Annotated in this window: 22 protein-coding genes; 16 read left to right on the forward strand and 6 right to left on the reverse strand. The window is 32.7% G+C overall.

Annotated features, from left to right (window positions below; all coding sequences use genetic code 11):
- Positions 1-13: 13 nt before the first annotated feature.
- The 11 genes from HM985_RS02160 to HM985_RS02210 all read left to right on the forward strand — a co-directional run bounded on the left by HM985_RS02160 (position 14) and on the right by HM985_RS02210 (position 12,218).
- Positions 14-694: a TIGR04282 family arsenosugar biosynthesis glycosyltransferase gene (locus HM985_RS02160; RefSeq protein WP_179374652.1), complete on the forward strand. Its 681-nt coding sequence runs from the start codon at positions 14-16 to the stop codon at positions 692-694.
- Between the two features lie 89 nt (positions 695-783).
- Complete coding sequence (locus HM985_RS02165; protein ID WP_179374653.1) at positions 784-3,978, forward strand: SusC/RagA family TonB-linked outer membrane protein; 3,195 nt, start codon at positions 784-786, stop codon at positions 3,976-3,978.
- A 9-nt stretch (positions 3,979-3,987) separates the two neighbouring features.
- Positions 3,988-5,430, forward strand: a complete 1,443-nt coding sequence (locus HM985_RS02170; protein WP_179374654.1) for a SusD/RagB family nutrient-binding outer membrane lipoprotein — start codon at positions 3,988-3,990, stop codon at positions 5,428-5,430.
- A gap of 6 nt (positions 5,431-5,436) precedes the next feature.
- On the forward strand, positions 5,437-6,783 hold the full coding sequence (locus tag HM985_RS02175) for a sodium:solute symporter family transporter (RefSeq protein WP_179374655.1): 1,347 nt from the start codon (positions 5,437-5,439) through the stop codon (positions 6,781-6,783).
- Positions 6,784-6,843: 60 nt separating this feature from the next.
- Positions 6,844-7,671 carry a metallophosphoesterase family protein gene (locus tag HM985_RS02180; protein WP_179374656.1) on the forward strand — a complete coding sequence of 276 codons (828 nt, stop codon included), beginning with the start codon at positions 6,844-6,846 and terminating at the stop codon, positions 7,669-7,671.
- A 30-nt stretch (positions 7,672-7,701) separates the two neighbouring features.
- Entirely contained in the window at positions 7,702-8,196 is a 495-nt protein-coding gene (locus tag HM985_RS02185) for a rhodanese-like domain-containing protein (protein WP_179374657.1), read from the forward strand.
- Positions 8,189-8,818 carry a TIGR04282 family arsenosugar biosynthesis glycosyltransferase gene (locus tag HM985_RS02190; RefSeq protein WP_179374658.1) on the forward strand — a complete coding sequence of 210 codons (630 nt, stop codon included), beginning with the start codon at positions 8,189-8,191 and terminating at the stop codon, positions 8,816-8,818. Before HM985_RS02185 ends, HM985_RS02190 begins: the two co-directional genes overlap by 8 nt.
- Positions 8,811-9,623, forward strand: coding sequence for a purine-nucleoside phosphorylase (locus HM985_RS02195; RefSeq protein WP_179374659.1), 813 nt, complete (start codon positions 8,811-8,813; stop codon positions 9,621-9,623). The genes HM985_RS02190 and HM985_RS02195 overlap by 8 nt, the downstream gene beginning before the upstream one ends.
- Before the next feature lie 61 nt (positions 9,624-9,684).
- Positions 9,685-10,590: a sterol desaturase family protein gene (locus tag HM985_RS02200; protein WP_179374660.1), complete on the forward strand. Its 906-nt coding sequence runs from the start codon at positions 9,685-9,687 to the stop codon at positions 10,588-10,590.
- 32 nt (positions 10,591-10,622) lie between these two features.
- The gene (locus HM985_RS02205; protein WP_179374661.1) at positions 10,623-11,426 is read left to right on the forward strand and encodes a DUF547 domain-containing protein; all 804 of its coding nucleotides are present in this window, start codon (positions 10,623-10,625) and stop codon (positions 11,424-11,426) included.
- Positions 11,427-11,459: 33 nt separating this feature from the next.
- On the forward strand, positions 11,460-12,218 hold the full coding sequence (locus tag HM985_RS02210) for a TIGR04283 family arsenosugar biosynthesis glycosyltransferase (RefSeq protein WP_179374662.1): 759 nt from the start codon (positions 11,460-11,462) through the stop codon (positions 12,216-12,218).
- 7 nt (positions 12,219-12,225) lie between these two features.
- Here the strand turns inward: HM985_RS02210 and HM985_RS02215 are convergent, their stop codons facing one another.
- Both HM985_RS02215 and HM985_RS02220 read right to left on the reverse strand, forming a co-directional pair.
- Positions 12,226-12,960 (reverse strand): metallophosphoesterase family protein, encoded by a 735-nt coding sequence (locus HM985_RS02215; RefSeq protein ID WP_179374663.1) that lies wholly within the window; start codon positions 12,958-12,960, stop codon positions 12,226-12,228.
- 222 nt (positions 12,961-13,182) lie between these two features.
- Complete coding sequence (locus HM985_RS02220; RefSeq protein WP_179374664.1) at positions 13,183-14,196, reverse strand: glycoside hydrolase family 113; 1,014 nt, start codon at positions 14,194-14,196, stop codon at positions 13,183-13,185.
- A 121-nt stretch (positions 14,197-14,317) separates the two neighbouring features.
- On the opposite strand from HM985_RS02220, the gene HM985_RS02225 reads away from it, so the two are divergent.
- The 4 genes from HM985_RS02225 (at position 14,318) to HM985_RS02240 (ending at position 19,611) form a co-directional block, all read left to right on the forward strand.
- Positions 14,318-15,622: an NAD(P)/FAD-dependent oxidoreductase gene (locus HM985_RS02225; protein WP_179374665.1), complete on the forward strand. Its 1,305-nt coding sequence runs from the start codon at positions 14,318-14,320 to the stop codon at positions 15,620-15,622.
- A gap of 2 nt (positions 15,623-15,624) precedes the next feature.
- Entirely contained in the window at positions 15,625-17,214 is a 1,590-nt protein-coding gene (locus tag HM985_RS02230; protein ID WP_179374666.1) for a 4Fe-4S binding protein, read from the forward strand.
- 217 nt (positions 17,215-17,431) lie between these two features.
- Positions 17,432-18,121 carry a glycosyltransferase family 2 protein gene (locus HM985_RS02235; RefSeq protein WP_179374667.1) on the forward strand — a complete coding sequence of 230 codons (690 nt, stop codon included), beginning with the start codon at positions 17,432-17,434 and terminating at the stop codon, positions 18,119-18,121.
- A complete protein-coding gene (locus HM985_RS02240) occupies positions 18,121-19,611 on the forward strand; it encodes a cellulose synthase family protein (RefSeq protein WP_179374945.1) in 1,491 nt (496 codons plus the stop codon). Before HM985_RS02235 ends, HM985_RS02240 begins: the two co-directional genes overlap by 1 nt.
- A gap of 101 nt (positions 19,612-19,712) precedes the next feature.
- Here HM985_RS02240 and HM985_RS02245 read toward each other — a convergent pair whose 3' ends face one another.
- Positions 19,713-20,819 carry an SMP-30/gluconolactonase/LRE family protein gene (locus HM985_RS02245; RefSeq protein ID WP_246284926.1) on the reverse strand — a complete coding sequence of 369 codons (1,107 nt, stop codon included), beginning with the start codon at positions 20,817-20,819 and terminating at the stop codon, positions 19,713-19,715.
- 204 nt (positions 20,820-21,023) lie between these two features.
- Between HM985_RS02245 and HM985_RS02250 the strand changes: the two genes are divergently transcribed.
- A complete protein-coding gene (locus HM985_RS02250) occupies positions 21,024-22,388 on the forward strand; it encodes a mannosyltransferase (protein WP_179374668.1) in 1,365 nt (454 codons plus the stop codon).
- 39 nt (positions 22,389-22,427) lie between these two features.
- Here the strand turns inward: HM985_RS02250 and HM985_RS02255 are convergent, their stop codons facing one another.
- The 3 genes from HM985_RS02255 to HM985_RS02265 form a co-directional block, all read right to left on the reverse strand.
- On the reverse strand, positions 22,428-22,799 hold the full coding sequence (locus tag HM985_RS02255) for a hypothetical protein (RefSeq protein ID WP_179374669.1): 372 nt from the start codon (positions 22,797-22,799) through the stop codon (positions 22,428-22,430).
- A gap of 342 nt (positions 22,800-23,141) precedes the next feature.
- Entirely contained in the window at positions 23,142-23,468 is a 327-nt protein-coding gene (locus tag HM985_RS02260) for a hypothetical protein (protein ID WP_179374670.1), read from the reverse strand.
- A 44-nt stretch (positions 23,469-23,512) separates the two neighbouring features.
- Positions 23,513-25,045 (reverse strand): carbon-nitrogen hydrolase family protein, encoded by a 1,533-nt coding sequence (locus tag HM985_RS02265; RefSeq protein WP_179374671.1) that lies wholly within the window; start codon positions 25,043-25,045, stop codon positions 23,513-23,515.
- Between the last annotated feature and the right edge of the window lie 2 nt (positions 25,046-25,047).

Here is a 25,047-nt window from a genome sequence, read left to right on the forward strand (position 1 = left end):
GCAGGAATAACCAATGAATAACAAAACCGCCATATTAATCTTTGCAAATTCTGCAGAAAAACAATTGACGTCAAAATCAGTTGCTTCTTCTGACTTCTTTAATTTGCTTGATTCTGATACTGTAAAAACAGTAAAAAAAGCGGGTTTACCTTATTTTCATATTTCTGAAAAAGCGCAAAAAGGAGATTCATTTGGCGAACGTTTTACCAATGCTATTGAAACCGTTTTTAATAAAGGGTTTCAAAATGTTATAACACTTGGTAATGACATTCCCAACCTTACTGCGAATCTTATAGTAAAAGCTAAAGATAAATTAGAGAATTCAGATTATGTTTTAGGACCTTCAACCGATGGTGGCTTCTATTTAATGGGTTTCAAAAAAGCACATTTTAGTAAAACAGACATCCAGAATTTACCTTGGCAAACTTCAAAATTAAGACGTTGTTTACATCATGAATTACAACAACAAAACGAAAGTATTTCTTACTTAGAAACGCTAACAGATATTGATGACACTTCAGATATAGAACTGATCTTAAAAAGTTTTAAGTCTTTAGATTTCAACATTAGAAAACTGCTTTTAAAAATTCTAAAAACAGTAAAAACAATTGTAATAGTAGCCTCTGTTTTTCATGGTAAAACAGTTTTCAAAAAACAATACAATAAAGGCTCACCTATTTTACTTCATATTTAAAATTGGGTTTTAATTTCATTAATTCCTAAGGATTTTTTCTTTCAAATAATCTAATATTTTAAAAAACCGCCACACTTTGTGGTCTACATATGAAGCACATTTACTTATGCTTACTGCTATGCTTTTGCTTTTTCAGTAATGCCCAAATTACAATTACCGGAACAGTTACCGAAGCTAGTTCAAAAACACCTTTGCCCTTTGTTAATATCACATCTAATTCAGGACAAGGAACGACCTCAAGCGATGATGGCACCTACACAATACTAGTTGACTCAACTACAAACAAACTTACCTTCTCATTTTTAGGCTTTAAAACACAAACTATTGAAGTAGGAAATCAAACTATTATCAATATTGAATTACAAGAAGATTCTGCTGCGTTAGACGAAGTTGTAATTACTGCTTTAGGTCTTGAGCGAGACACCCGAGAATTAGGTTATGCTGTGCAAGCCATTTCATCTAAAAAACTAACAGAAGTCAAAACGGTAAACTTTCTAGATAATTTACAAGGAAAATTAGCAGGAGTAACGGTTACACAAGGCGCAACAGGTGTTGGATCTTCATCTAAAATCACGATTAGAGGCGAAGCTTCCTTTTCTAACAACAACCCTTTATTTGTGGTTGATGGTGTGCCAATAAACAACGAAACCGTTTTTAACTTCACCAATGAAGCTGCTGCTGGATTTCAAGAAATTGATTTTGGTAACGGTGGCATGGAGGTCAATCCGGATGATATTGGATCCGTGACGGTTTTAAAAGGTCCGAGTGCTGCTGCATTATATGGCACAAGAGCTTCTAATGGTGTTATTGTTATTGAAACCAAAAACGGAAAAAACAAAAGGGGGTTAGGCGTTAGTTTTAATTCGTCTCTTTTTGTTGAATCTGCTTTTAAATTGCCCGATTTCCAAAATTCATATGGCCAAGGTAATTCTGGAGAATTTGAATATGTAGACGGTTTAGGCGGTGGTATAAATGACAACATCACTTATTCTTGGGGACCACGATTAGACACTGGTTTGTTAATTCCTCAGTTTGATAGTCCTGTACAATTGGTAAATGGTTCTTTTGTTCGTGGTGGAGACACAGCATTATATGATGGATTAGCAATAACAGCAACACCTTTTACATCAAACCCAGATAACTTAAAGGATTTTTATCAAACAGGAGTTACTACGATTAATAACATATCGATTTCTAATGGGTTTGATACCGGAAATTATAGATTATCGTTCACCGATTTAGGAAGTGAATCGATTATTCCTGGTGTTAATTTAGATAGACAAACCATTTCTACAAAACTGAATTTTAACCCGAGTGACAAAACAAAAATTAACGCTTCCATAAGTTATATTAATTCTAGTAGTGACAACAGACCGTCTAATGGTTATGGTAGCGAAAATGCAAATTATTCACTTGTTGCTTGGGGACCACGCTCTTTAAATATTCAAAATTTAAAAAATTATTGGCAACCTGGATTAGAAGGCACGCAACAATACTCGTTTAACTATACTTTTTTTGATAATCCGTATTTCACATTAAATGAAAACACCAATTCCTTTAATCGCGACCGTATTTTTGGAAATCTATCCATTAAACAAGAGCTGACTAAAAATTTAAGTGTTTCTCTTAGAACAGGAATGGATTACAGCACCGAAACTAGACAATTACGAAGAGCTTACAGTAGCAACCGTTTTAGTAATGGTGCATACGCAGAACACGATGTCATGTTTAGAGAAGTGAATACGGATTTTTTAATCAACTATAAAAATCAGTTTAATAATATTTCTGTAGATGTGTTTTTAGGTGGAAATAGATTGAATCAAATCGCAACCACTAAACAATCACAAACGGTTAGTTTGGCACAGCCAGGAATCTTTAATTTAAATAATGCAGCTTCACCTATTGAAACGTTTCAGTTTGAAAGTGAAAAGCGAATTAATTCATTTTACGGTATTACAAAACTGGGCTATAAAGACTTTTTATTCTTAGATATTACAGGACGGAATGATTGGTCTAGTGGATTAGCCACCCCTTTTTCGGTAGATGGCACTTCGTTTTTCTACCCTTCTGTCTCTTCGAGTTTTATTTTATCTAATGTTGTAGAATTACCAAATGCTGTATCGTTCGCAAAACTGAGAGCGAGTGTGGCACAAGTAGGAAACGACACACGTGCTTACCAAACTTCTGGTGCTTTTGTATCACAAACACCATACAATAGCGAACCTACGTTTAGCGACCAAGATTTTATTCCCAATGCCAATTTAAAACCAGAACGCACCACTTCTTATGAGTTTGGTACAGATTTACGATTTTTAGATAATAAATTACGTTTAGATTTCACCTATTACAACGCTAATACAGAAGACCAGATTATCTCATTACCTGTTGCTATTTCCTCGGGTTATAACCAACAAGTAGTTAATGGCGGAAATGTAAACACACAAGGTGTAGAAATTGTTTTAGGGATTACACCAATTCAAACGGATAACTTCAATTGGAATAGCACGTTTAACTTTGCCACTAATCGTTCTGTAATTAAAAATTTACCACAGTCCGACGGAAGGTTAACACTTGCTTACAGTAGAATTTATGATAGCGCCAACCAAACGGTTTGGTTTCAGGTGGAAGAAGGAGGACGTGTTGGAGATTTCTATGGAACTGGTTATCTAAAAAATGAAAATGATGAATTTTTAATTGATGATAATGGTAACTACATTGCCGATGACAACTTAAAAAAAATAGGAAATTACAATCCAGATTTCACATTAGGATGGAGTAACAATTTCAATTATAAAAATTGGAATATGAGCTTTTTATTCGATTGGCGACAAGGAGGCGAAATTGTTTCGAGAACACGTGCCTTAGGAAATGTTGGTGGCCAACTAGCCGAAACGAGTTACCGACCAGATGCCGGAATTGTTGCACAAGGTGTCAATGTAAATACTGGACAAGCAAATACCGTTGCGATTACTGCAGAAAGTTATTACCGACAATTTTACGATAGAAATCATGAAGAGAATAACGTTTATGACGCTTCTTTTTTAAAGTTACGTCAATTCGCTATTGGCTATACTTTTGATATAAAAGATGGATTTTTAGGTTTGAAAGAAGGTGCTGACATTAGTCTTTCCTTAGTTGGAAACAACTTATTTGCCATAACCGAAAATCCACATTTTGACCCGGAACAATTAGCCGTTCAAGGTAATGGATTTGTAAGCGGTGTTGAAGACATGAGTTATGCTACAACACGAAGTATTGGTTTTAAAGCCGGATTTAATTTTTAAAAAAGCAACATGAAAAATTTCACATATATACTTTCGGTTTTATTTATTGCAACAATAATGAGTTGTACCAAAGATTTTGAAGACATCAATACCAATCCAAACCAACCAAGTTCAGTCCAACCGAGTTTGTTGCTAAGACAGGTTATTTACGATTTTGGAGAAAACATGAGTTACGAAGGCTTTGTTGCTGGTGATTTATTAGCACAACATAGAACCGCTTTAGATTTCAATTTATTTGATAGACATGCTTTAAAATCACCACAATTAGGAGGTAATCCTTGGCCTATTTTTTATACCAATTTGAGAGATAATGAAATTATCCTAAATCAAGCTAGAACAACAGAAACCTTTGCTGTTTACGAAGGTCCTGCATTAATTTTAAAAGCCTATATGGCTGCTGGTTTAACTGATTTATTTGGAGACGTTCCCTATTTTGAAGCGTTCAATGGTGTTGAAGGCACCGTAACACCATCATACGATTCACAAGAAGACATCTATCTTAATGAAAACGGTATATTAGATAATTTAGATAAAGGTATTGCTGCAATTGAAGCCTATTCTGATGTGATTCCATTGGAAGGCGATATTTTATTTGATGGCAATTTAACCGCTTGGATAAAATTTGCGAATGCCTTAAAAATTAAACATTTGGTTCGTATTTCGGATAAAATAGATGTTTCTAGTGATTTACAACCCCTTTTTGATGAAGGCAATTATATCACTTCAAACAGTGAAAATGCTATTTTCAATTTTACAAACACAGACCCAAACAGTTTTAGATTGGCACAATTACGAATTGGAGATTTTAACAATTTTGTATTGTCCGAAACTATGGAAGATATTTTAATTGGCTTGAATGACACGAGACTTTCAAGTTTATTTCGTCCGTTTTCAAATTCAAGCACTAATGAATTTAATGGTTTATTAAATGGTATTGATGCATCTTCGACCTCTATTGCTTTAGCAGATTATTCTTTAGCAAGCACAGCTTTCAGAGAAGATACGTCAACTTTAGATGCTAATTTTATAACCGCTTGGGAAGTACAATTTGCCTTAGCCGAAGCGGCTGCCAAAGGTTTTATCAATGCAGATGCACAGATGTTATACAACGCTGGAGTTACTTTAGCGTTTGAGTATTGGCACACGGAATTACCTACTGATTACCTTTCTGGCCCTGCCGCTTATAATGCTTTTGGGTCAAACCCAATAGAACAAATCTTAACACAGAAATGGATTGCAAATGTGATTAATGGCTATGAAGGTTGGATAGAGTACCGAAGAACTGGTTTCCCTGAATTACAAACAATTTCGGCTAGTTTAAACGACGATTTAATTCCGATAAGAATGCCTTATCCTGCAGAAGAAGCCGCTTTAAATTTCGAAAATTACAGTGTTGCAGCCAACGCAACCGACAACAATAGTATAAACGTGCCAGTTTGGTGGAACGAATAAACATACATGGATATAATTAACTGGCAATGGCTATTGATAATTGCATCGAGTGTTATACTCTTTATATTATCACCATTAGCAAAAACTACAGACGATTTTTTTAAGGCGGTTCATAAAAAGAAAGCACCAAACGCTTTTGTGCTTACTGGCAGCCTAATTATCTCTTGGATTTTCGCCAAGAGTATTACTAATGCGGCCAATTTAGGTTTAGACTTTGGTATTGTTGGTGGTGTTGCGTATGCTGGTTATTATTTATCATTTGCTGTGGCTGGTTTACTAATTTACAAAATGCGCGTTGTTGGCGGATTTAAAAGTATCCATCAATTTTTAACTAGCAAATTCGGAAAAGGAGCTATGGCTTTGTTTTCGATTTTAATTGCGATTCGTTTATTTAATGAAGTTTGGAGTAATACCATGGTAATTGGCAGTTATTTTGGCGAAACAGGTAGTTCTAACTACTATAAAGCCATAATTGTTTTCACCATATTGACATTAGCTTATGCTATAAAAGGAGGTTTGAGTAGTTCTATTTTTACTGATGTGATTCAGATGGTATTATTCAGTATTCTACTTATAGTAATTCTGTGGAATATATTTTCTATTGAAAACTTTAGTGTTACTGATGTTGCCACTTCTGGAACATGGAGTTTTGAATTAGGTTTAAATCTTTTCTTCGCTGCCATTATTCAATCGTTTAGTTACCCGTTTCACGATCCTGTTTTAACAGATAGAGCCTTTATCAGTTCGCCTAAAGTGACACGAAAAAGTTTTTTATGGGCCAGTTTATTGGGTGCCATTTGCATTATACTATTTAGCGTCATTGGTGTTTATGCGCAAACCCAAGGTTTTAAAGGACAAGCAGCCGTAGAAGTCGGAAAAGCCTTTGGTGTCGTCATCTTATTAGTCATTAATTTTATTATGATAACCTCAGCAGCATCAACATTAGATTCTACATTCTCTTCATTTTCAAAATTATTAGCCATTGATTTAGGCATGGTAAATGATATAACTTTCGGGCGTGCATCCATGGCAGCAATTGCTATTTTAGGAACTCTACCCGTTTTTTTAAATGCTGAAGTATTATCTGCCACTACCATATCTGGAACCATGGTTATAGGATTAACACCGGTTTTTATATTCTGGAATATTAAAGTTCCCAAAATCAGTTTTTATCTAAGTGTAATTTCTGGTTTAACATTTGGGTTTTTACTCATTTTTGATCTGTTTCCGGAAGCTTTAATTTTTACAGAAGGAAAATATGCCGACTTGCTTTGGGTTAATATTTGGGGAATTTTGAGTTGTACTATTTTATATTTTATTCCGAAATACTTACCATCGAAAACAACGTATTAAAGGCAAATTCTGTTTCATAAATAACATAAGAAATAAATTTTCACTTTAACGTGAAATACTATGAATAAAAAAATAACAAACATCGGAACCTTAACGGGTAAAGCACTACTCTTTGGTGGAGTTTACAGCAACCTTCAGGCGCTTAAAGCCTTAATTGCCATAGCTGAATCTGAAGGTATTTCACCAGGAAATTGCATTTGCACAGGAGATATTATTGGTTATTGTGCCCAACCAGAAGAAACCATGCAAACCTTTATGAATTGGAATGCAAGGAGTATTGTTGGTAATGTAGAAATACAGTTACGAGATGATGAAGCCGATTGCGGCTGTGATTTTACAAAGGGTTCTCGTTGTGATGGGTTTTCACAACAATGGTATCCGTATGCTAAGAGCAAACTATCAAAATCGTCTTTAGATTATTTACATACGCTTCCAGATCATATAACATTCAACTATGGGAATCAAAAGGTTTCGGTAGTACATGGTTCTTATTTTAATGTTTCTGAATTCATATTTAAATCGACGGATTGGTCAACTAAACTTCAAAATTTTACAGCATTACAAAGTGATATTATTATTGCAGGACATTCAGGCTTACCGTTTATAGAGGAACAAAAAGACAAACTTTGGATAAATCCGGGAGTGATTGGTATGCCCGCAAATGATGGTAGTCCTGATGTTTGGTTTACAATTTTAGACGATACTACAAAACCTATACTTGCAAATTTCCGTAAGTTAGAATACAACCATATGCTCACCAACAAATTAATGTTAAACGGATTGCTACCTCAATCTTACGCAAAAACAATTGTAACTGGAATTTGGGACAATATGGAAATTTTGCCTGAAGCAGAGAAACTATTAAAAGGAAAAACAATACTATTGTAAGGTTAAACTAATTATTTATACTAAAGCAAAATGCAAAAACTCTTTATATTATCTTTTTTATTCATTTGCACTCTTGGATATAGCCAGGATACGCTGGTAAAGCTATTAAAAAAGTATAATAAAGAGGCGATTCCTTATGTTTCCACACAAGAATTAGCAGTTCAAATTACAGATGCTAAAGTATTAGATGCTAGAGAACTTAATGAATATAATGTAAGCCACATAAAAAACGCATTATATGCTGGTTATAAAAATTTCGATATAAATACAGTTAAAAAATCACTTCCAGATTCTTTACAAACCATTATTGTTTACTGCTCTATTGGTGTCCGTTCAGAAGACATTGGCGAGAAGCTCAAAGAAGCAGGCTACACCAATGTTTATAATTTATTTGGTGGTGTTTTTGAATGGAAGAACAATAATTTTCCTGTATTTAATTCCGAAGAAAAAGAAACAGAAAACGTACATGCTTATTCCATAGAATGGGGTAAATGGTTACAAAAAGGTATTAAAATCTATGAATAAATCTCTCGTAATTGTTTTTGTAAAAAACATAAAATTAGGAACTGTAAAAACAAGACTTGCTAAAACTATTGGTGACTACGGCGCTTTTGATGTTTATACCGAATTAGTTAAAATCACAGAAAAAGCAACTGAAGCATTAGATTTTGATAAACGCATTTATTTTTCTAATGCTGTTGTAGATACGCAATGGAAAAATGAAATTAAAATGGTTCAGAGCGGAGCAGATTTAGGTGAGCGTATGCTCAATGCTTTTAAGGAGGGCTTTGCAGATGGTTATGAGAAAATAGTACTTATTGGTTCTGATTTACCTGACATTAATTCCACTCACATTACAAAAGGAATAAACGCTTTAAATACAAGTGAAGTTGTTTTTGGACCTGCTGAAGATGGTGGTTATTATCTAATAGGAATGTCTAAATTAAACACTTCTATTTTCACTAATAAACCATGGAGTCAACCTAATTTATTAAAAGGTACGTTACAAGAGTTACATAAAAATAACGTTACAGTTAGTACCTTAGATATTTTAAACGATATTGATACTTATGAAGACCTAATTGCTTCAGCATTTTATAAATCAAACATCAAATTACAAGAAAAAATACAACAGCTCAATGATTAAACTAATAACAGAAACCACCGAATATTTACAAAATAAAGGTTTTGACCAACCCGAAATTGGAATCATTTTAGGTACAGGTTTAGGACAGTTAGTTAATGAGATTGAAATTCTTGCCGAGGCGAGCTACAATCACATTCCTAATTTCCCGACTGCCACCGTAGAGTTTCATAAAGGCAAACTTATTTATGGCCTTTTAGAAGGTAAAAAGGTGGTTGTTATGCAAGGTCGTTTTCATGTGTATGAAGGCTACACACTGCAAGATGTAACATTTCCTGTGAGAATTATGGAGAAGCTTGGTATTAAAACGCTATTAGTTTCTAATGCTGCTGGCGCCGTAAACTTAGATTTCAAAAAAGGGGAATTAATGCTTATTGATGATCATATCAATCTACAAGGAAGTTCACCGCTCGCTTTTAAAGGTGTATCAGAATTAGGAGAACGTTTTACAGATATGAGCGCACCTTATGACGCAGATATCAATTCTAAATTTGAAAGTATCGCAGAAGAAAATAACATTACATTACATAAAGGTGTTTATGCTAGTGTTGTTGGACCACAATTAGAAACACGTGCAGAATATAGAATGCTTAAAATTATAGGAGCAGATGCTGTTGGAATGAGTACAGTTCCTGAAATTATTGTAGCAAATCATCTTAACTTAAAAGTGGCTGCTGTTTCTGTTTTAACTGACGAGTGTGATCCAGAACATTTAAAACCCGTCGATATCTCTGAAATTATTGCCATGGCCGGTAAAGCAGAACCCAACATGATTAGATTGTTTAAAAAATTAATAAAAACTTTGTAAGCTTAAACAGATTTTAACAACAAAAGAGTAAAGAATTAAAAGCCTCTTTTTTTAGACCTGAATGGAAAAATACCTAGACATATTTACAAAATCTTATTCCGATTATTGGAATTACCTCAAATATGAGCTAATTGATATTTACCATTGGGATAACTTTTTTTATGGTCTAATTCTTATTTCTGTCTTGGTATGGATTTTAGAAATTGCTTTTCCTTGGAGAAAGGAACAAGCCCTTTTTAGAAACGATTTTTGGTTAGATACATTTTACATGTTTTTCAATTTCTTTTTGTTAAACCTTATTGTCTTAATCTCTTTAACTAATACGGTTTCAGAACTATTTAATGATGTTTTAGGACTGGCAGGATTATCCGTTTCTAGCTTTCAATTATTTGATGTAGACGAATTACCAAGGTGGCTAGGTCTCTTTATCTTTTTTATAGTTTCAGATTTTGTACAATGGAATACACATCGTTTATTACATCGTTTTGAATGGCTCTGGAATTTCCACAAAGTACATCACAGCATAAAAGAGATGGGATTTGCTGGACATTTACGTTACCACTGGATAGAACCTATAATGTACAAATCAATACTATACATCCCCATTGCTATTATTGGTGGTTTTGATGCTCAAGATGTTGCTATTGTCCATTTCTTTAGTATTGCTGTTGGCCATCTTAATCATGCCAATTTAGGTTGGGATTACGGGATTTTAAAATATGTATTTAACAATCCTAAAATGCATATTTGGCATCATGTAAAAGAATTACCAGAAGGAGAACGTTTTGGAGTTAACTTTGGTATTACACTCAGTATTTGGGATTATCTTTTTAAAACAGATTACATTCCGCATGACGGAAGAGATATAGAATTAGGATTTGAAGATGACGATATTTTCCCTAAAGACTTCATTAGACAATCCGTTTATCCTGCATTTTCAAAGAAACGAAAATCCAAAGCTTTATAATAGCTTTCTTATACCATTAAACACATTTATATATGAAATATTTTCCTGCTTTAATAGTTAGTATCCTTCTTGCTTCATCTTGCTTTGGAGCACAAAACATTAGTCAAAAAAATTCTGTCGAAATCAATTTAGACGAAAATGGAATCATAAGTAATAATGGATTTACTAAAAACACAGAAATCACTCATTATAAAACCTTTGACCATTCAACTTTTAATGATTTACTTCAGAAATTTGTTTCAGCTGACGGAAATGTCGATTACAAAGGTCTAAAGAGTAACTATAAAACACTTCAAAGTTATATTGAACTATTAAAAACCAATCAGCCTAAGGACGATTGGACTAAGAATGATAAACTAGCTTATTGGATTAATGCTTACAACGCTTTAACAATAGATTTAATCTTAAAAAATTATCCTATAAAAAGCATAAAGGACATTAAGGACCCTTGGGATCAGCGCCTTTGGAAACTCGGAACTACTTGGCAAAATCTAAATGATATAGAGCACAAAATACTTAGAAGCATGAACGAACCAAGAATTCATTTTGCTATTGTGTGTGCTTCAATATCATGTCCTAAATTACAAAATACAGCTTTTACAGCTTCAAAATTAGAAGATCAATTAACTAATGCCACCAAAGAGTTTTTAGCCGACACTACAAAAAATGAACTTTCCGAAGAACAGATAAAAATCTCTAGAATCTTTAAATGGTTTAAAAAGGATTTTGAAACTAATGGAAGTTTAATTGATTTTCTTAATCAATATTCTGATGTGAAAATTTCAAATTCAGCTAAAAAAAGTTTTAAAGATTACGATTGGAATTTAAATGAATAAAACTATTTCTATTTGTTTTACGTAAGTAGATATATGATAAGTATAATTATTCCGGTATTTAACGAGGCACAGACCATAGGCTTATTATTACAACACCTTACAACTAACTCAACAGCTACAAATATTGTTGACATAACAATTGTTGATGGAGGAAGCACAGATGGTACTGAAGATATTATTACTAAATTTATTAGTTCTAAAAGTGCGAAACCCAAGGTGATTCCGCTTGATACCGATTTCATAAAAAAAAACTTCTCTCAAACTGGGATAAATTTAATTCGTTCAGAAAAAGGAAGAGCTAAGCAAATGAATTCTGGCGCAAAACGTGCTAAAGGAGATATTTTATATTTTCTACATGCAGATTCTTATCCACCTCAAAATTTTGATCAACTTATAATTAACGAAGTTAAAAAAGGGAATGAAGCAGGTTGTTTTAGAATGCAATTCGACAGCAATCATTGGTGGCTTAGGTTAGCGAGTTGGCTAACACAGTTTAATTGGCGCGTTAGCAGAGGAGGTGACCAAAGTCAGTTTATAACCGTAGCACTATTTAATAAAATTGGAGGTTATAATGAAAGCTATATTATTTACGAAGATAACATATTGATTAATGAATTGTACGCTCGTAATCAATTTACAGTGATCAATAAAAAACTAACAACCTCAGCAAGACTTTACCGTAAACATGGTATTTGGAAAGTGCAATATCACTTTTGGACCATTTATGTAAAGAAATGGTTTGGTGCTTCTGCCGATGATCTAGTAACTTATTATAAGAAAAACATCTGCTAAGCACAATTCACTTTTTCCGATTTCGTCCTAATTCATGAGGGTACAAATCCATAACTTTATCACTTTGAAAAATCGCTTTGGTTTCAATATTGATTGCAGATAATTTCCCTTTAAAAGTTGCTCCTGTATCTACATTCCAGATATTAGCACAATTCATAGGTTTATCTTCGTCGAAATTAGTTGTTGGTGTGTGACCAATATAAATTTCTTTATAATGTTTTAAGCGATTAGGATAAAGTACTGAATCCTTATTTAGATTCTTATCTAAAGTTAATGCCATTTCCCATAATGTTCTGTCAAAATAGAAGTTTTCGGTGTGCAATTCATGCTCTACACCTTTCATTGAAGAAAAACCTGCATGAAGAAATAATCGATTTTCAGAATCTATATGATATAATTTTAATGCTTCAAAAAAATGAAGATGCATCTCTTTTTCACCATCAGAAAAATCTTGATAACTTTCAATGGTTTCTTTTCCACCATTTTTAAACCAAATATCATTCACCTCATCTGAAGCTAACCATTTTTCACACCAAACATCATGGTTTCCTTTAATAAAAACACATTTATTTGTTTTAGACAAATCAATTAAACAGGTAATTACCTGTGCCGCTTCGCTCCAGCCATCCACGTAATCTCCAAGAAAAATTAACGTATCTTCAGGTGTTATATTCGCTCTTTCTAAGAGTTGAGTTAATCCTTTCAATCCACCATGTATATCACCAACTGCTAACGTTCTCATACTCTTCTATTTTTTTTCAAAGCTAAAGTTAAATTTATACATAAAGGTTGTCTTATAATTAATTCTCTATTTATCTTTAGTCACACCAGAACGCCTCAACAAATATGATCCTGATTTTTGGAAAGGCTCCAATATTATAGAACCTAATAAAGCCATCAAAGATTTTAAAGCACTTGAAAGTGATGATTAAGATCATTTAATATAGCGTAAGCTCAATTTATATTAATTGAACTTACGCTCATAATGCGATCTTATAATAGCTTCTACAGGTTTATTTTGAGGTGTAAACTGATTGTTTTCTATACCACCTACTTCATCATGGTTAATAAACCATTTCCATAAATAGCCACCAGCAAACCAATCTTCATCCCAAACCGCATCAAATAATGCTTTCGTAGCATTATTTTGGGCATCAAGATTTACCGACGTCATAGAACGATCGTAACGCCAAGGTTCCTTCCCTGTATAATCTACACTTCTGTAACCATATTCTGTAAACAAAATTTGTCTATCGAGTTTTTTAGAAAACTCTTTTAAGCCTTCTTTATGTTTCTCCCACCCTTTAATACAGTCTTCAATACTTGGGGTTTGCATATCACTCACCGGAAAATAAGCATCAACACCAACATAATCTAATTCGGGCCAAAAAGGTGTTGTCCAAAACTCATCCCAATTAGCAGCATATGTTAGCTTACCTGTATAAATCGTTCTAATTTCTTTAATAAGCTGATGCCAGTATTCAGGTCTATTTTTTATAAATTCTTCAAGCTCTGTTCCTATACAGAACACTTCAACATTTAACTCTTCCGCTAATGCAGCATATTTTAAAATAAAATCAGAATATGAAACTTCTAGCAATTCCCAATCCGTTTCAGTATCTGCTTTTAAAAATCCGGTAAAGTCTCCATGAGAAATCCACAATTGTGGTTTCACCATCACTCGGATATTTTCTTGATGAAGCGCTTCAATATATTGTTTTGCTCCAGAACGGGTTTCTCCATACCATTGACGTTTGGTATTATGAGTAACCTCTGGATGATTTTGATCTCTTATAAACCCAAAAGGCATAACAGCGGCAGCATTAGCATTTATCTGCACTAAAGGTTTTACATGTGAAGAATCTACAACACCTCGAGAGGCTACAAAGCTAACTCCATTAATTTTAGCCGATTGAAACGGAATCGCAGCACAGCCAAAAAGTAAAAAAAGAAAAAGGCAGTAAAAAAAATATCGCATATTATTAAAAATTATGCCTAAATTTAAAGAAATCTCACTTATTGATTAAGGTTTTAACAAAACCTTCGACCTATATATTTTATCACTAACCTAAATCTTACCGAATTTTCGGACAATACCCATGGAACATATCGTTATTATTGGCAACGGCATCTCTGGAGTTACACTCGCTAGACATGTTAGAAAACTTTCAGATAAAAGAATTACAATTATTTCGGGTGAGACCGATTTTTTCTTCTCGCGTACTGCTTTAATGTACATTTATATGGGACATATGAAGTTTGAACACACACAACCTTATGAAAATTGGTTTTGGGAAAAGAACAGGATTGAACTTAAAAAAGGTTTTGTAAGCAAAGTTGAAACAGAGACAAAAACCCTACATTTTAAAGAAGGAGATACACTTCAGTACGATAAATTAATTATCGCAACAGGAAGTAAACCTAATAAATTTGGGTGGCCAGGTCAAGATTTAGAAGGCACATTAGGTATGTATCACAAACAAGATTTAGAAAAGCTTGAAAAATATGCCCCAAATAAAGATGTTTGTAAACGTGCTGTAATTGTTGGAGGAGGATTAATAGGTATTGAATTGGCTGAAATGCTAAATAGCCGAAGTATTCCTGTAACATTTTTAGTACGAGAAGATAGCTTTTGGAATGGCGTTTTACCACAAGGTGAAAGCGAAATGATTAATAGACATATTAAAAATCATCACATAGATTTACGACTTTCAACAAACCTTAGAGCCATTAATTCTGACGAAAACGGGAAGGTAAAATCAGTAATTATTGAAGAAACAGGAGAAGAACTAGAATGTAACGTCGTTGGCTTAACTGCCGGAGTTGCACCAAATATTGACTTTCTAAAAGATTCTGGTATTGAAATAGGACGTGGTGTAAAAGTGAATCGTTTTTTAGAAACAAATATCCCTGATATTTATAGTATTGGTGATTGTGCAGAACAACACGAAGCTATTGGAAACCGAAGACCTATTGAAGCCGTTTGGTACACAGGTCGTATGATGGGTGAAACTTTAGCGCAAACTATTTGTGGCAACCGAATAGCATACAAACCAGGCCATTGGTTTAACTCCGCAAAATTTTTAGATATTGAATATCAAACATACGGTTGGGTATTTGCAGAGCGTGGAAGACCGGAACATGAAGTCCATTTTCATTGGAAACATGAAGACGACACTAAATGTATCACCATTGCTTATGATAAAAACACAAATGAATTTTTAGGAATTAATAATTTTGGAATTCGAATGCGCCATGAAGTTTTTGACCGATGGCTCACCGAAAAACGTGATTTAGATTACGTAATAAATCATTTACCTGAAGCTAATTTTGATCCTGAATTTTATTCAAAATTTGAAAAAGATATTTTAAAAGCCTACAATAACCAATTACAAACTGTATAAAAATGAGCAATAAATTAAATCATAGTATGTCATTGGCTAAACCTGATGCCTTAGATATTACAACAAAACAAAAAGTAGCGCTTGCTATAGGTGTCATTGGGTTATTTATATTCACATTAGCTCTTTTTAATACTAACTTTCCTAATAAAGGGTTATTTCTAACACTTTCATTAGGATCTATAATCGGTGGTATTATTATATATTCTAGAGAAGCTTACCTTACCAAACTAGAAGGTATAAAAAATGATGGTGTTTGGTTTAAATCCATATCATCACGTGGAATTCTAGGATGGATTCTAGGAGTAATTTTAACTTCATTTTATATAGTGCTTTATTTCTTTCCAAAATATCTAGGGTTGGGGACTGATGGAGAAGCAAACACGGGTTTAATTAGTCTTTTTGATCCTTTAAGTCATTTATTAAGTGGAAGAGATGCCAGTCAATGGTTTGTCTACGGAACACTTTACACCGTTGCAATATTAGCTTTTGGTTATAAATTTATTCTAAAATATAGACATAATCGCTACCAACAATTACGTACCGTTTCAGTGATGTTTTTTCAATTGGGTTTTGCCTTTTTGATTCCTGAATTCATGTATGTTATGAATAACGATTTACCATACTACGATCTTAAAAGTATTTGGCCCCTTAATTATTACATTTTTGATGAGTGGTCTGTAAATGGCTTTCTCTCTAATGGAAACATTGGTATTGCATTATTGTTATTTGGTATTATATCGATCTTTGTAATCACACCAATCTTAACCTATAAATATGGTAAACGTTGGTATTGTTCTTGGGTTTGTGGCTGTGGAGGATTAGCTGAAACTGCTGGTGACTCCTTTAGACAATTATCTTCCAAAAAGATGTCTGCCTGGAAATTAGAACGTTGGTTAATCCATACCGTTTTAGTATTTTCTATTGTAATGACCGTAGCCATGATCTATACGTATTTAGGTTATGACAAAAATGATTTCTGGCTAACAAGAGATGTTTTTATCGTTTCAGTTATCGGATTTTTAACTTTAGTCTTTGCGACTGTAATGATCTTTAAAAGACATGAACTAGGTAAAGATGCTAAATACGGAGCTATTGGTTACTTTATCGTTATTATACTTTTACTTGTAATGCATTTTACAGGAACAACAGATCACCTTTTTTATATTAAAGCTGGTGCCTTAAGATCTGCTTATGGTATTTATATCGGATCTATTTTTTCTGGAGTTATAGGAACAGGGTTCTACCCTATTTTAGGAAACCGCTCTTGGTGTCGTTTTGGTTGTCCTATGGCTGCTATTCTTGGTTTTCAACAACGTTTGTTTTCTAAATTTAGAATAACAACTAATGGCGGACAATGTATTTCTTGCGGTAACTGTTCTAACAGTTGTGAAATGGGAATCGACGTAAGAGCTTATGCTCAAAAAGGTGAAAACATTGTACGATCTAGTTGTGTAGGTTGTGGTGTTTGTTCTGCTGTTTGCCCAAGAGGAGTTTTAAAATTAGAAAATGATTCAATGGAAGGACGTATTAATCCAACAGAAATTCTTTTAGGAAACGATGTTGATTTAATGGATTTCGTTAATCAGAAATAATTTGGTTCTAAACTCATTTCAATATTAATACATAATTAAAACGTTCAAAATAATTTTGAACGTTTTAATTTAAATATTGCATCAAGACTTACTGTATTTCATTTCACAAATTGTAACCTTAGTATATTCCACATTTAATAGTTTACAATTAGCTTAGTGTAAATTTTTAGACAAAAAAATTTTCAAAACCGTATTTTAGCGCTCATAAATAGATTAAATGCCCAATATAAAAGTTATTATTCCTGCTTATAACGAAGAAGCGTCGATTCCTCTTGTTATTAAAGATATTCCATCTATCGTTGATGAAATTATTGTAATAAGCAATAAATCAACAGATAACACTGAAATTAATGCAAAAAACGCAGGAGCCACTGTTTTAATTGAAAATCAAAAAGGTTACGGTTATGCCTGTTTAAAGGGCCTAAATTATATTTATCAACAAAAAAATAAACCAGATATTATTGTTTTTTTAGATGGAGATTACAGTGATTATCCTGAAGAATTAACTAAAATAATTCAACCAATTTTAGAAGAAAATAGCGACTTCGTTGTTGGTTCTCGTGTCAAAGAATTACGAGAAGAAGGCTCAATGACAACCCCTCAAATTTTTGGTAATTGGCTCGCAACAAGCTTAATGAAATTATTTTTCCGTTCTACCTTTACAGACCTAGGTCCCTTTAGAGCTATTAAATATGATAAGCTTTTAGGCCTAAAAATGGAAGACAAAACTTATGGCTGGACAGTAGAAATGCAACTTAAAGTTTTAAAGCAAAAACTAAGCTACAAAGAAGTCCCTGTGAATTATAGAAACAGAATAGGTGTCTCAAAAGTTTCAGGAACGATAAAAGGTGCTATCTTTGCAGGCATAAAAATCTTGACATGGATTTTTAAATACAGTTTTAAGTGATTTACCTTCAATACACCATCATCGTTATTTACACTGTTGCTATAGTGCTCATATTTATGTATGCCTTAGCACAGTTAAATTTACTCTACAATTATCTTTCTTCAAAAAAGAAAAGACAAACTTGTGACAAGTTTAACTTTTCAAATTCTGAAGAGATTCCGTTAGTTACCATTCAACTTCCTGTGTACAATGAAATGTATGTTATGGAACGTTTGTTAGATAACATTGCTCTTTTGGAATACCCAAAAGACAAACTAGAAATTCAAGTTTTAGATGATTCTACGGATGAAACTGTTGCAACTACAAAAGCACATATAGAGCAGTTGGCTAAAACTGGTTTAGACATCACACACATAACAAGAACAGATAGAAGTGGCTTTAAAGCAGGTGCCCTTAAAGAAGGTTTAGAAATAGCAAAAGGTGAATACATTGCTATTTTTGATGCTGACTTTTTACCTCAACCCAATTGGTTAAAACGTACTATTCCTTATTTTAAGAATGAAAAAATTGGTGTTGTTCAAACACGTTGGGGACATATTAATAGAAACTATTCTTTACTAACAAAGATCCAAGCTTTTGCTTTAGATGCCCATTTTACTTTAGAGCAAGTGGGACGAAATAGTAAAGGTCACTTTATAAACTTTAATGGTACTGCTGGTGTTTGGCGTAAAACGTGTATCATCGATGCCGGAAATTGGGAAGGTGATACGCTTACCGAAGATTTAGACTTAAGTTATAGAGCACAATTAAAAAATTGGGAATTCAAATATTTAGAAGATGTTGAAACTCCCGCTGAATTACCTGTAGTTATCAGTGCTGCACGTTCGCAACAATTCCGTTGGAATAAAGGTGGCGCAGAAAACTTTAGAAAAATGCGTTGGCGTGTTTTAAAGTCTGATAATATTTCTTCTAAAACCAAAGTACATGGTTTACTTCACCTCTTAAATAGTACAATGTTTTTAAGCATTTTTACGGTTGCTATTTTAAGTATTCCGATGTTGTATATTAAAAATGAATATGCTCACCTAAGAAACTACTTTTATGTAATGAGTTTCTTTGTTATGAGTACCATTATCTTTTTTGTTTGCTATTGGTTTATGTATAAGAATATTTATGGTAGTGGGTTTAAAAAATTCTTCAGCTATATTGGTATGTTCTTTACTTTTTTCTCAATAGCTATGGGCTTTTCGCTTCATAATTCTATTGCAGTAATTGAAGGTCATATTGGTAAACGAAGTGAATTTGTACGTACACCAAAATTTAACATTAGTACACTAAAAGACTCTTGGAAAGGCAATAAATACTTAATAAAAAAAGTATCTCCTCATGTTATTATTGAAGGCTTATTGATGCTTTATTTTGCATTCGGGATGTATAGTGCCTTTATTGTTGGAGATCAAGGTGGTGATTTTGGATTGTTTCCTTTTCACTTAATGCTTTTCATCGGTTTTGGTTATGTATTCTTTAAATCATTATCGTCTAAAGTTTAAATAACATCTAAGCGTAAATAGCCGTAAAGTCTTTAATTATATTATAAAGATTTTTACGGCTATTTTTTTGCTCTAACTTAGCGCTATATTACTCTAAATATTTATTTAGTAGGTAGTGCAACTTTGTTTAAGGTAAATTCCATTTCAGAAATATCTCCTGAAATTTCGTTAATCCTAGAGTTTGTAAAATACAGTTCGTTATTATATATACTAAACGTATCTGCCCATTTTACTTTATCACCTTCTACTAGAGTAGAAATACTTCCATCAGCTTGTCTATATTGTATTTTATTATGCTCTAAATCCGCATAATATAAATTACCATTAGCATCTAAAATCATACCATCTGGTGCAGATGTTTTTGCTATAAACTTAACTTGACTTTCTATTTGAGTTTCATCTTCAAGATCAAAAGCACTTGTAGCAATAGCATATAAACTATAACCCGTAAGTGCATGGTAATACAATGTATCATTGTCTGCATCTAAAGCAATACCATCAGAGTTAATTGCTCTTTCCCATTTTTTATCACCAAAAGTTAAATAAGAAGCTTCGGCACTAGTAGATTTATGATTATCTAAAACTCTTTTAGATACTTCAGAATTCATATCTAAAATTACTAATCCGGCATGACCAGAATCTGTAAAATAGATTTTCTTCTTTTTCTTATCTACACGAAGATCATTTATATAAGAATCCGGATGGTAACTCCCCTCAGAAAGCTTATAAACTTTACTTAAAGTATTATCAACTAAATTAAATACAAAGACACGTGGTGCATCTAATACATTTTGAAACAACTGACTTCTTGTATCTAAAACATACAACTTATCTTCAAAAGCGACAACAGATTGCACGCCTACAAACTTATCTTCAACGACTTCATCTCCAATTTTCCACGAATTCCATTCTGTATTAGGAAAACTTATCTCTTCTTTATTCTTATTAACTTCAACTACAGAATTTTTAACTCCTTCTCTCCATCTTGGGAAATTCACAAAAACACGACCATTATTAGCAACCGAGACTCCTGTAACCTGTTGCCCTTTAAAACTAATAACTTCATTTATTTGTAATGTTGTTGTTGTTGTTGTTGTTGTTGTAGTATCTTTTTGTGTATTCACAACTGTTTCTACTTTTGATTGACGAGCATCTTTACATGAACTCAGTACCATTAAAAAAGCAGCGAAATAAAATATTTTCTTCATAAAATATGTGATTTTTAGTTATTCAAAAGTAGTAAAGAATACTTTATTACGCTGAGATTTTCAACACGAAGAACTATCGTCTAAAAGTATATTTATAAAAACAGTCTAGTAAGTGTAAGCTCTGCATTAAAAAAGAGTCTTAAAACATCTATCTATAAATTTAGCAATTAACTAAACCCCATAAATAATATTTATATTTGATTTATGCTAAACAACACCTTATTTTCAAAGCTAAAAAAGCCCTCTATTTTATTAGTTGTTACAAGCATAATCTTCTATTTTATTTTCGCTTATTACACGACAAGAACAGAATATTACAAAATAGTCGCCCTGTATGCTGCTCTATTTTTTCTGTTTTACAAATTAGTAGATTACAATAAAACAAACCTTAAACTATTAACGTATACAGCATTTATATTACGCCTAATTTTTATTTTTTCGACCCCAAATCTATCACAAGATTTTTATCGTTTTATTTGGGATGGACGGATGATCTTTCAAGGTTTTAACCCTTATTTATACACCCCAGATTCGTTTATTAATAACGGCATATTTCCTATTAACCAAGCGCAAGAATTATATGATGGAATGGGAGAATTAAGCTCTTCTCATTACACCAATTATCCACCTATTAATCAGCTGTGCTTTACTATTGCAGCTTTATTTTCTAGCCATAGTGTTTTAGGCTCCATCATATCAATGCGGCTTATAATTATTGCGGCAGATATTGGTACTCTTTATTTTGGAAAGAAACTCTTAAAACGTTTAAAACTACCTTCAAATAGAATTTTCTGGTATGTTTTAAATCCTTTTATCATTATCGAGTTAACTGGAAATTTACATTTTGAAGGTGTCATGATTTTCTTTCTCATTTGGGCATTCTACTTATTATACTCAGATAAATGGAAACAGGCTGCTGTGATTTTTGCATGTTCAATTTCTGTGAAGTTAATTCCATTAATGTTATTACCGTTATTTTTTAAATTCTTTAAATCAACAATAACCTTAAAAATTTCTTACCGTAAATTAATAACATTTTATACCATCATTGGCTTAACTATACTCCTTCTTTTTCTTCCTTTTTTCTCCATGGAATTTGTAAATAATTACTCAAAGACTGTGGGGCTTTGGTTTGGTAATTTTGAATTTAACGCAAGTATTTATTACTTAATAAGAACTATAGGTTATAGCATAACGGGCTATAATGAAATTGCTATTATTGGTAAAATTCTACCTGTAATATCAGTACTCATCATTCTTGGGCTTTCATTATTTAAACAAAATAACAGCTTACCTAAATTAATTACTTCAATGTTATTAGCCTTTACTTGCTATTTATTTTTAAGTACAACGGTACACCCTTGGTATATTGCAACACTCGTAATTTTTTGTATATTTTCTAATTACAAATTTCCTTTAGTTTGGTCTTTTGTAATTATTTTAAGTTATTTAGCCTACTCTAATACCGCTAATTCTGAGAACTTATGGATTATTGGTTTAGAATATCTCATTGTATTTTTGGTATTTATTTGGGAAGTTTTCTTAAAAAAAAGACTGCCAGTTTCCTAGCAGTCTTTAATTCTTAATTTTTAGCAATACCTATTTAAATTACAACTTCTTAAGCTTAATAATTTTATAGCTTTCGTAGATCTCAGTATAACCATTTTCATCTATTTCTTCATACTCTGTAACTTCGTATGTAATTTCAAAACGTTTACCCATTAAATCTTTAGACTTTAGATTCGTCATTTTTAAAACAGAAGCATCAACCTCAGCGAAATAAACAGTTGCCTCGGTATCTTCATCTTTTTCGTCCTCTCTAATTAAAAAGGCATAACCATCATCCATATCATAACCGTCATAAATCCCTTGAGAAGTTACGGTTGTTATATCTTGAGATTTATCCTTTGTCATTGAAATTGCATTTACGCTTAAAACCATTACCATAAGCACAAATACTGTCATTATTTTTGTATTCATTGTACTAAATTTTATACTGAAATTATTCAGCATTAATTAATATAAGATGTGGTTTTTGGGAATTTGCCACTTCAAGCCCAAATGCTTTTAGAATACAACCTCATGGTTATAATTACTGTGGCTATTTTTCAAATATTTCTTTCTGAAGTTTCGTTGTGCTAGATTAAAAAATAAAGATCCTAAACAATTAATATATTGTTAGACCTATTAAGCTAATTTTTTAGCTTAGATAAAAGGATTAATCTGTAAACTAAAAACTCAGCATCAACTTTTTTTTGTAGATAAAAGTTAAGCTGAGTTTCTATAGTCAATTACAAAATGCTTTTGATATGATAATCTTTATTAAGAAAAATCTTCATCTTCTGCCCCAGGTTCTAATTCTGGATCAACAACTGCATCTGGATCATCATCTTCAAAATCTTCATAATCGTCTTCGTCGTAATTTTCCATCGTCTGTTCTAACTTCGTACTTACCTTAACCAAATATTTGGTATCTTCAGTAGTCACTTCAACAGCTTCGACTTTTTCATTTTTTGCATTTTTAAAAGAAATTACATTTTCATCATCATATCCATCAGGATATTTCTCTACTAAAAGTGATAAGATTTCTGGTGTTAATTTTTTAAAGTCAACTATAACTCGTTTTAAATGTGCGTCTTTTGGTTTCATTCTTTAATATTATTTCTAAAGCTAATTTTTTTTAAATATAATACTTATTTACTTACTCGAATAACATCGTAAATATCTTTTCTCCGATCTTTTAAATTTTTTACTGCCCCAAACGAATGCAATTCTCTAAGCAACCCTAAGTCTACATCTGCAACTAAAATCATCTCTGTATTTGGTGTCGTTTCTGCTTTTATACCATTACTTGGAAAAGCAAAATCACATGGTGTAAATACGGCTGACTGCGCATATTGGATGTCCATATTACTCACATTAGGCAAGTTACCGACACTACCTGCAATGGCTACATAACATTCATTTTCTATGGCACGTGCCTGTGCACAAAGCCTCACACGTGAGTATCCATTTTGGGTATCGGTTAAAAATGGTACAAATAAAATATCCATACCTTCATCTGCCAACAACCGTGATAATTCAGGAAATTCAGAATCATAACAAATTAGAATTCCAATTTTACCAGCATCTGTTTCAAACGTTTTTAGTTCACTTCCACGTTGCATACCCCAAACTTTAGCTTCATCTGGCGTGACATGAATTTTTTCATAGCGTTCTAAACTTCCATCTCTTCGACATAAATACCCCACATTATAAAGCACATCACCAACCAATTCTGGCATACTCCCTGTAATAATATTTATATTGTATGAAATTGATAATTGCTGCATTTTCTCTACAATCGTCTGCGTATAACCTGCTAACTCTCTAATAGCTTGCGGCTCGTGCATGTGATTGTATTTTGCCATTAACGGCGCATTAAAAAACTCTGGAAACACTGCAAAATCAGAACGGTAAGCAGAAACACTATCTACAAAATACTCCACTTGTTGCATTAAATCGTCTAATCCATTATAAGGACGCATTTGCCATTGAATCAACCCTAAACGCACTACTGTTTTTACGCTGCTCGCTTTTTTATTTGGTTTGGTATAATAAATATTATCCCATTCCATTAAAACCGCATATTCACTAGACGCTGTATCTCCTTCTAAATACCCTTTAATAATTCTTAATGGGTGAAAATCATTAGACGTTTGAAAGTTTAAAACCGGATCATGTATTTCCTTACTTTTAACTTTCTGAATGTATTCCTTTGGCGAATATTGATCTTTATATTTATGATAATTAGGCATTCTACCCCCAAAAACAATACCTTTTAAGTTTAGGTTTTCGCACAATTCTTTACGGTAATCATATAAACGACGTCCTAATCTTAACCCTCTAAATTCTGGTTTTATAAAAACATCTATGCCATATAAAACATCTCCATCAGGATCATGATTTTTAAATTTATCTCCCTCAATAATATCGGCATAGGTATGATTATCATCAATCTTATCGTAATCTACAATTAAAGATAACGCACAACCTGCTAACTGACCATCAATTCTAATAACCACCTGACCTTCTGAAAAAATAGAGGTCAAACGCGCAATGTGATCCTTTTTCCAATAGGAATTTAAAACACCACCATAAGCTTCTAACGTTGCTGATTTTAATTCCTCAAAATCACCAACCGTTAAAAAGCTTAATTCTATATTATTAATTTTATGATCTTCCATAA

Origin of the sequence: Winogradskyella wichelsiae (assembly GCF_013403925.1) — a bacterium.
In the GTDB taxonomy this organism is placed as follows: domain Bacteria; phylum Bacteroidota; class Bacteroidia; order Flavobacteriales; family Flavobacteriaceae; genus Winogradskyella; species Winogradskyella wichelsiae.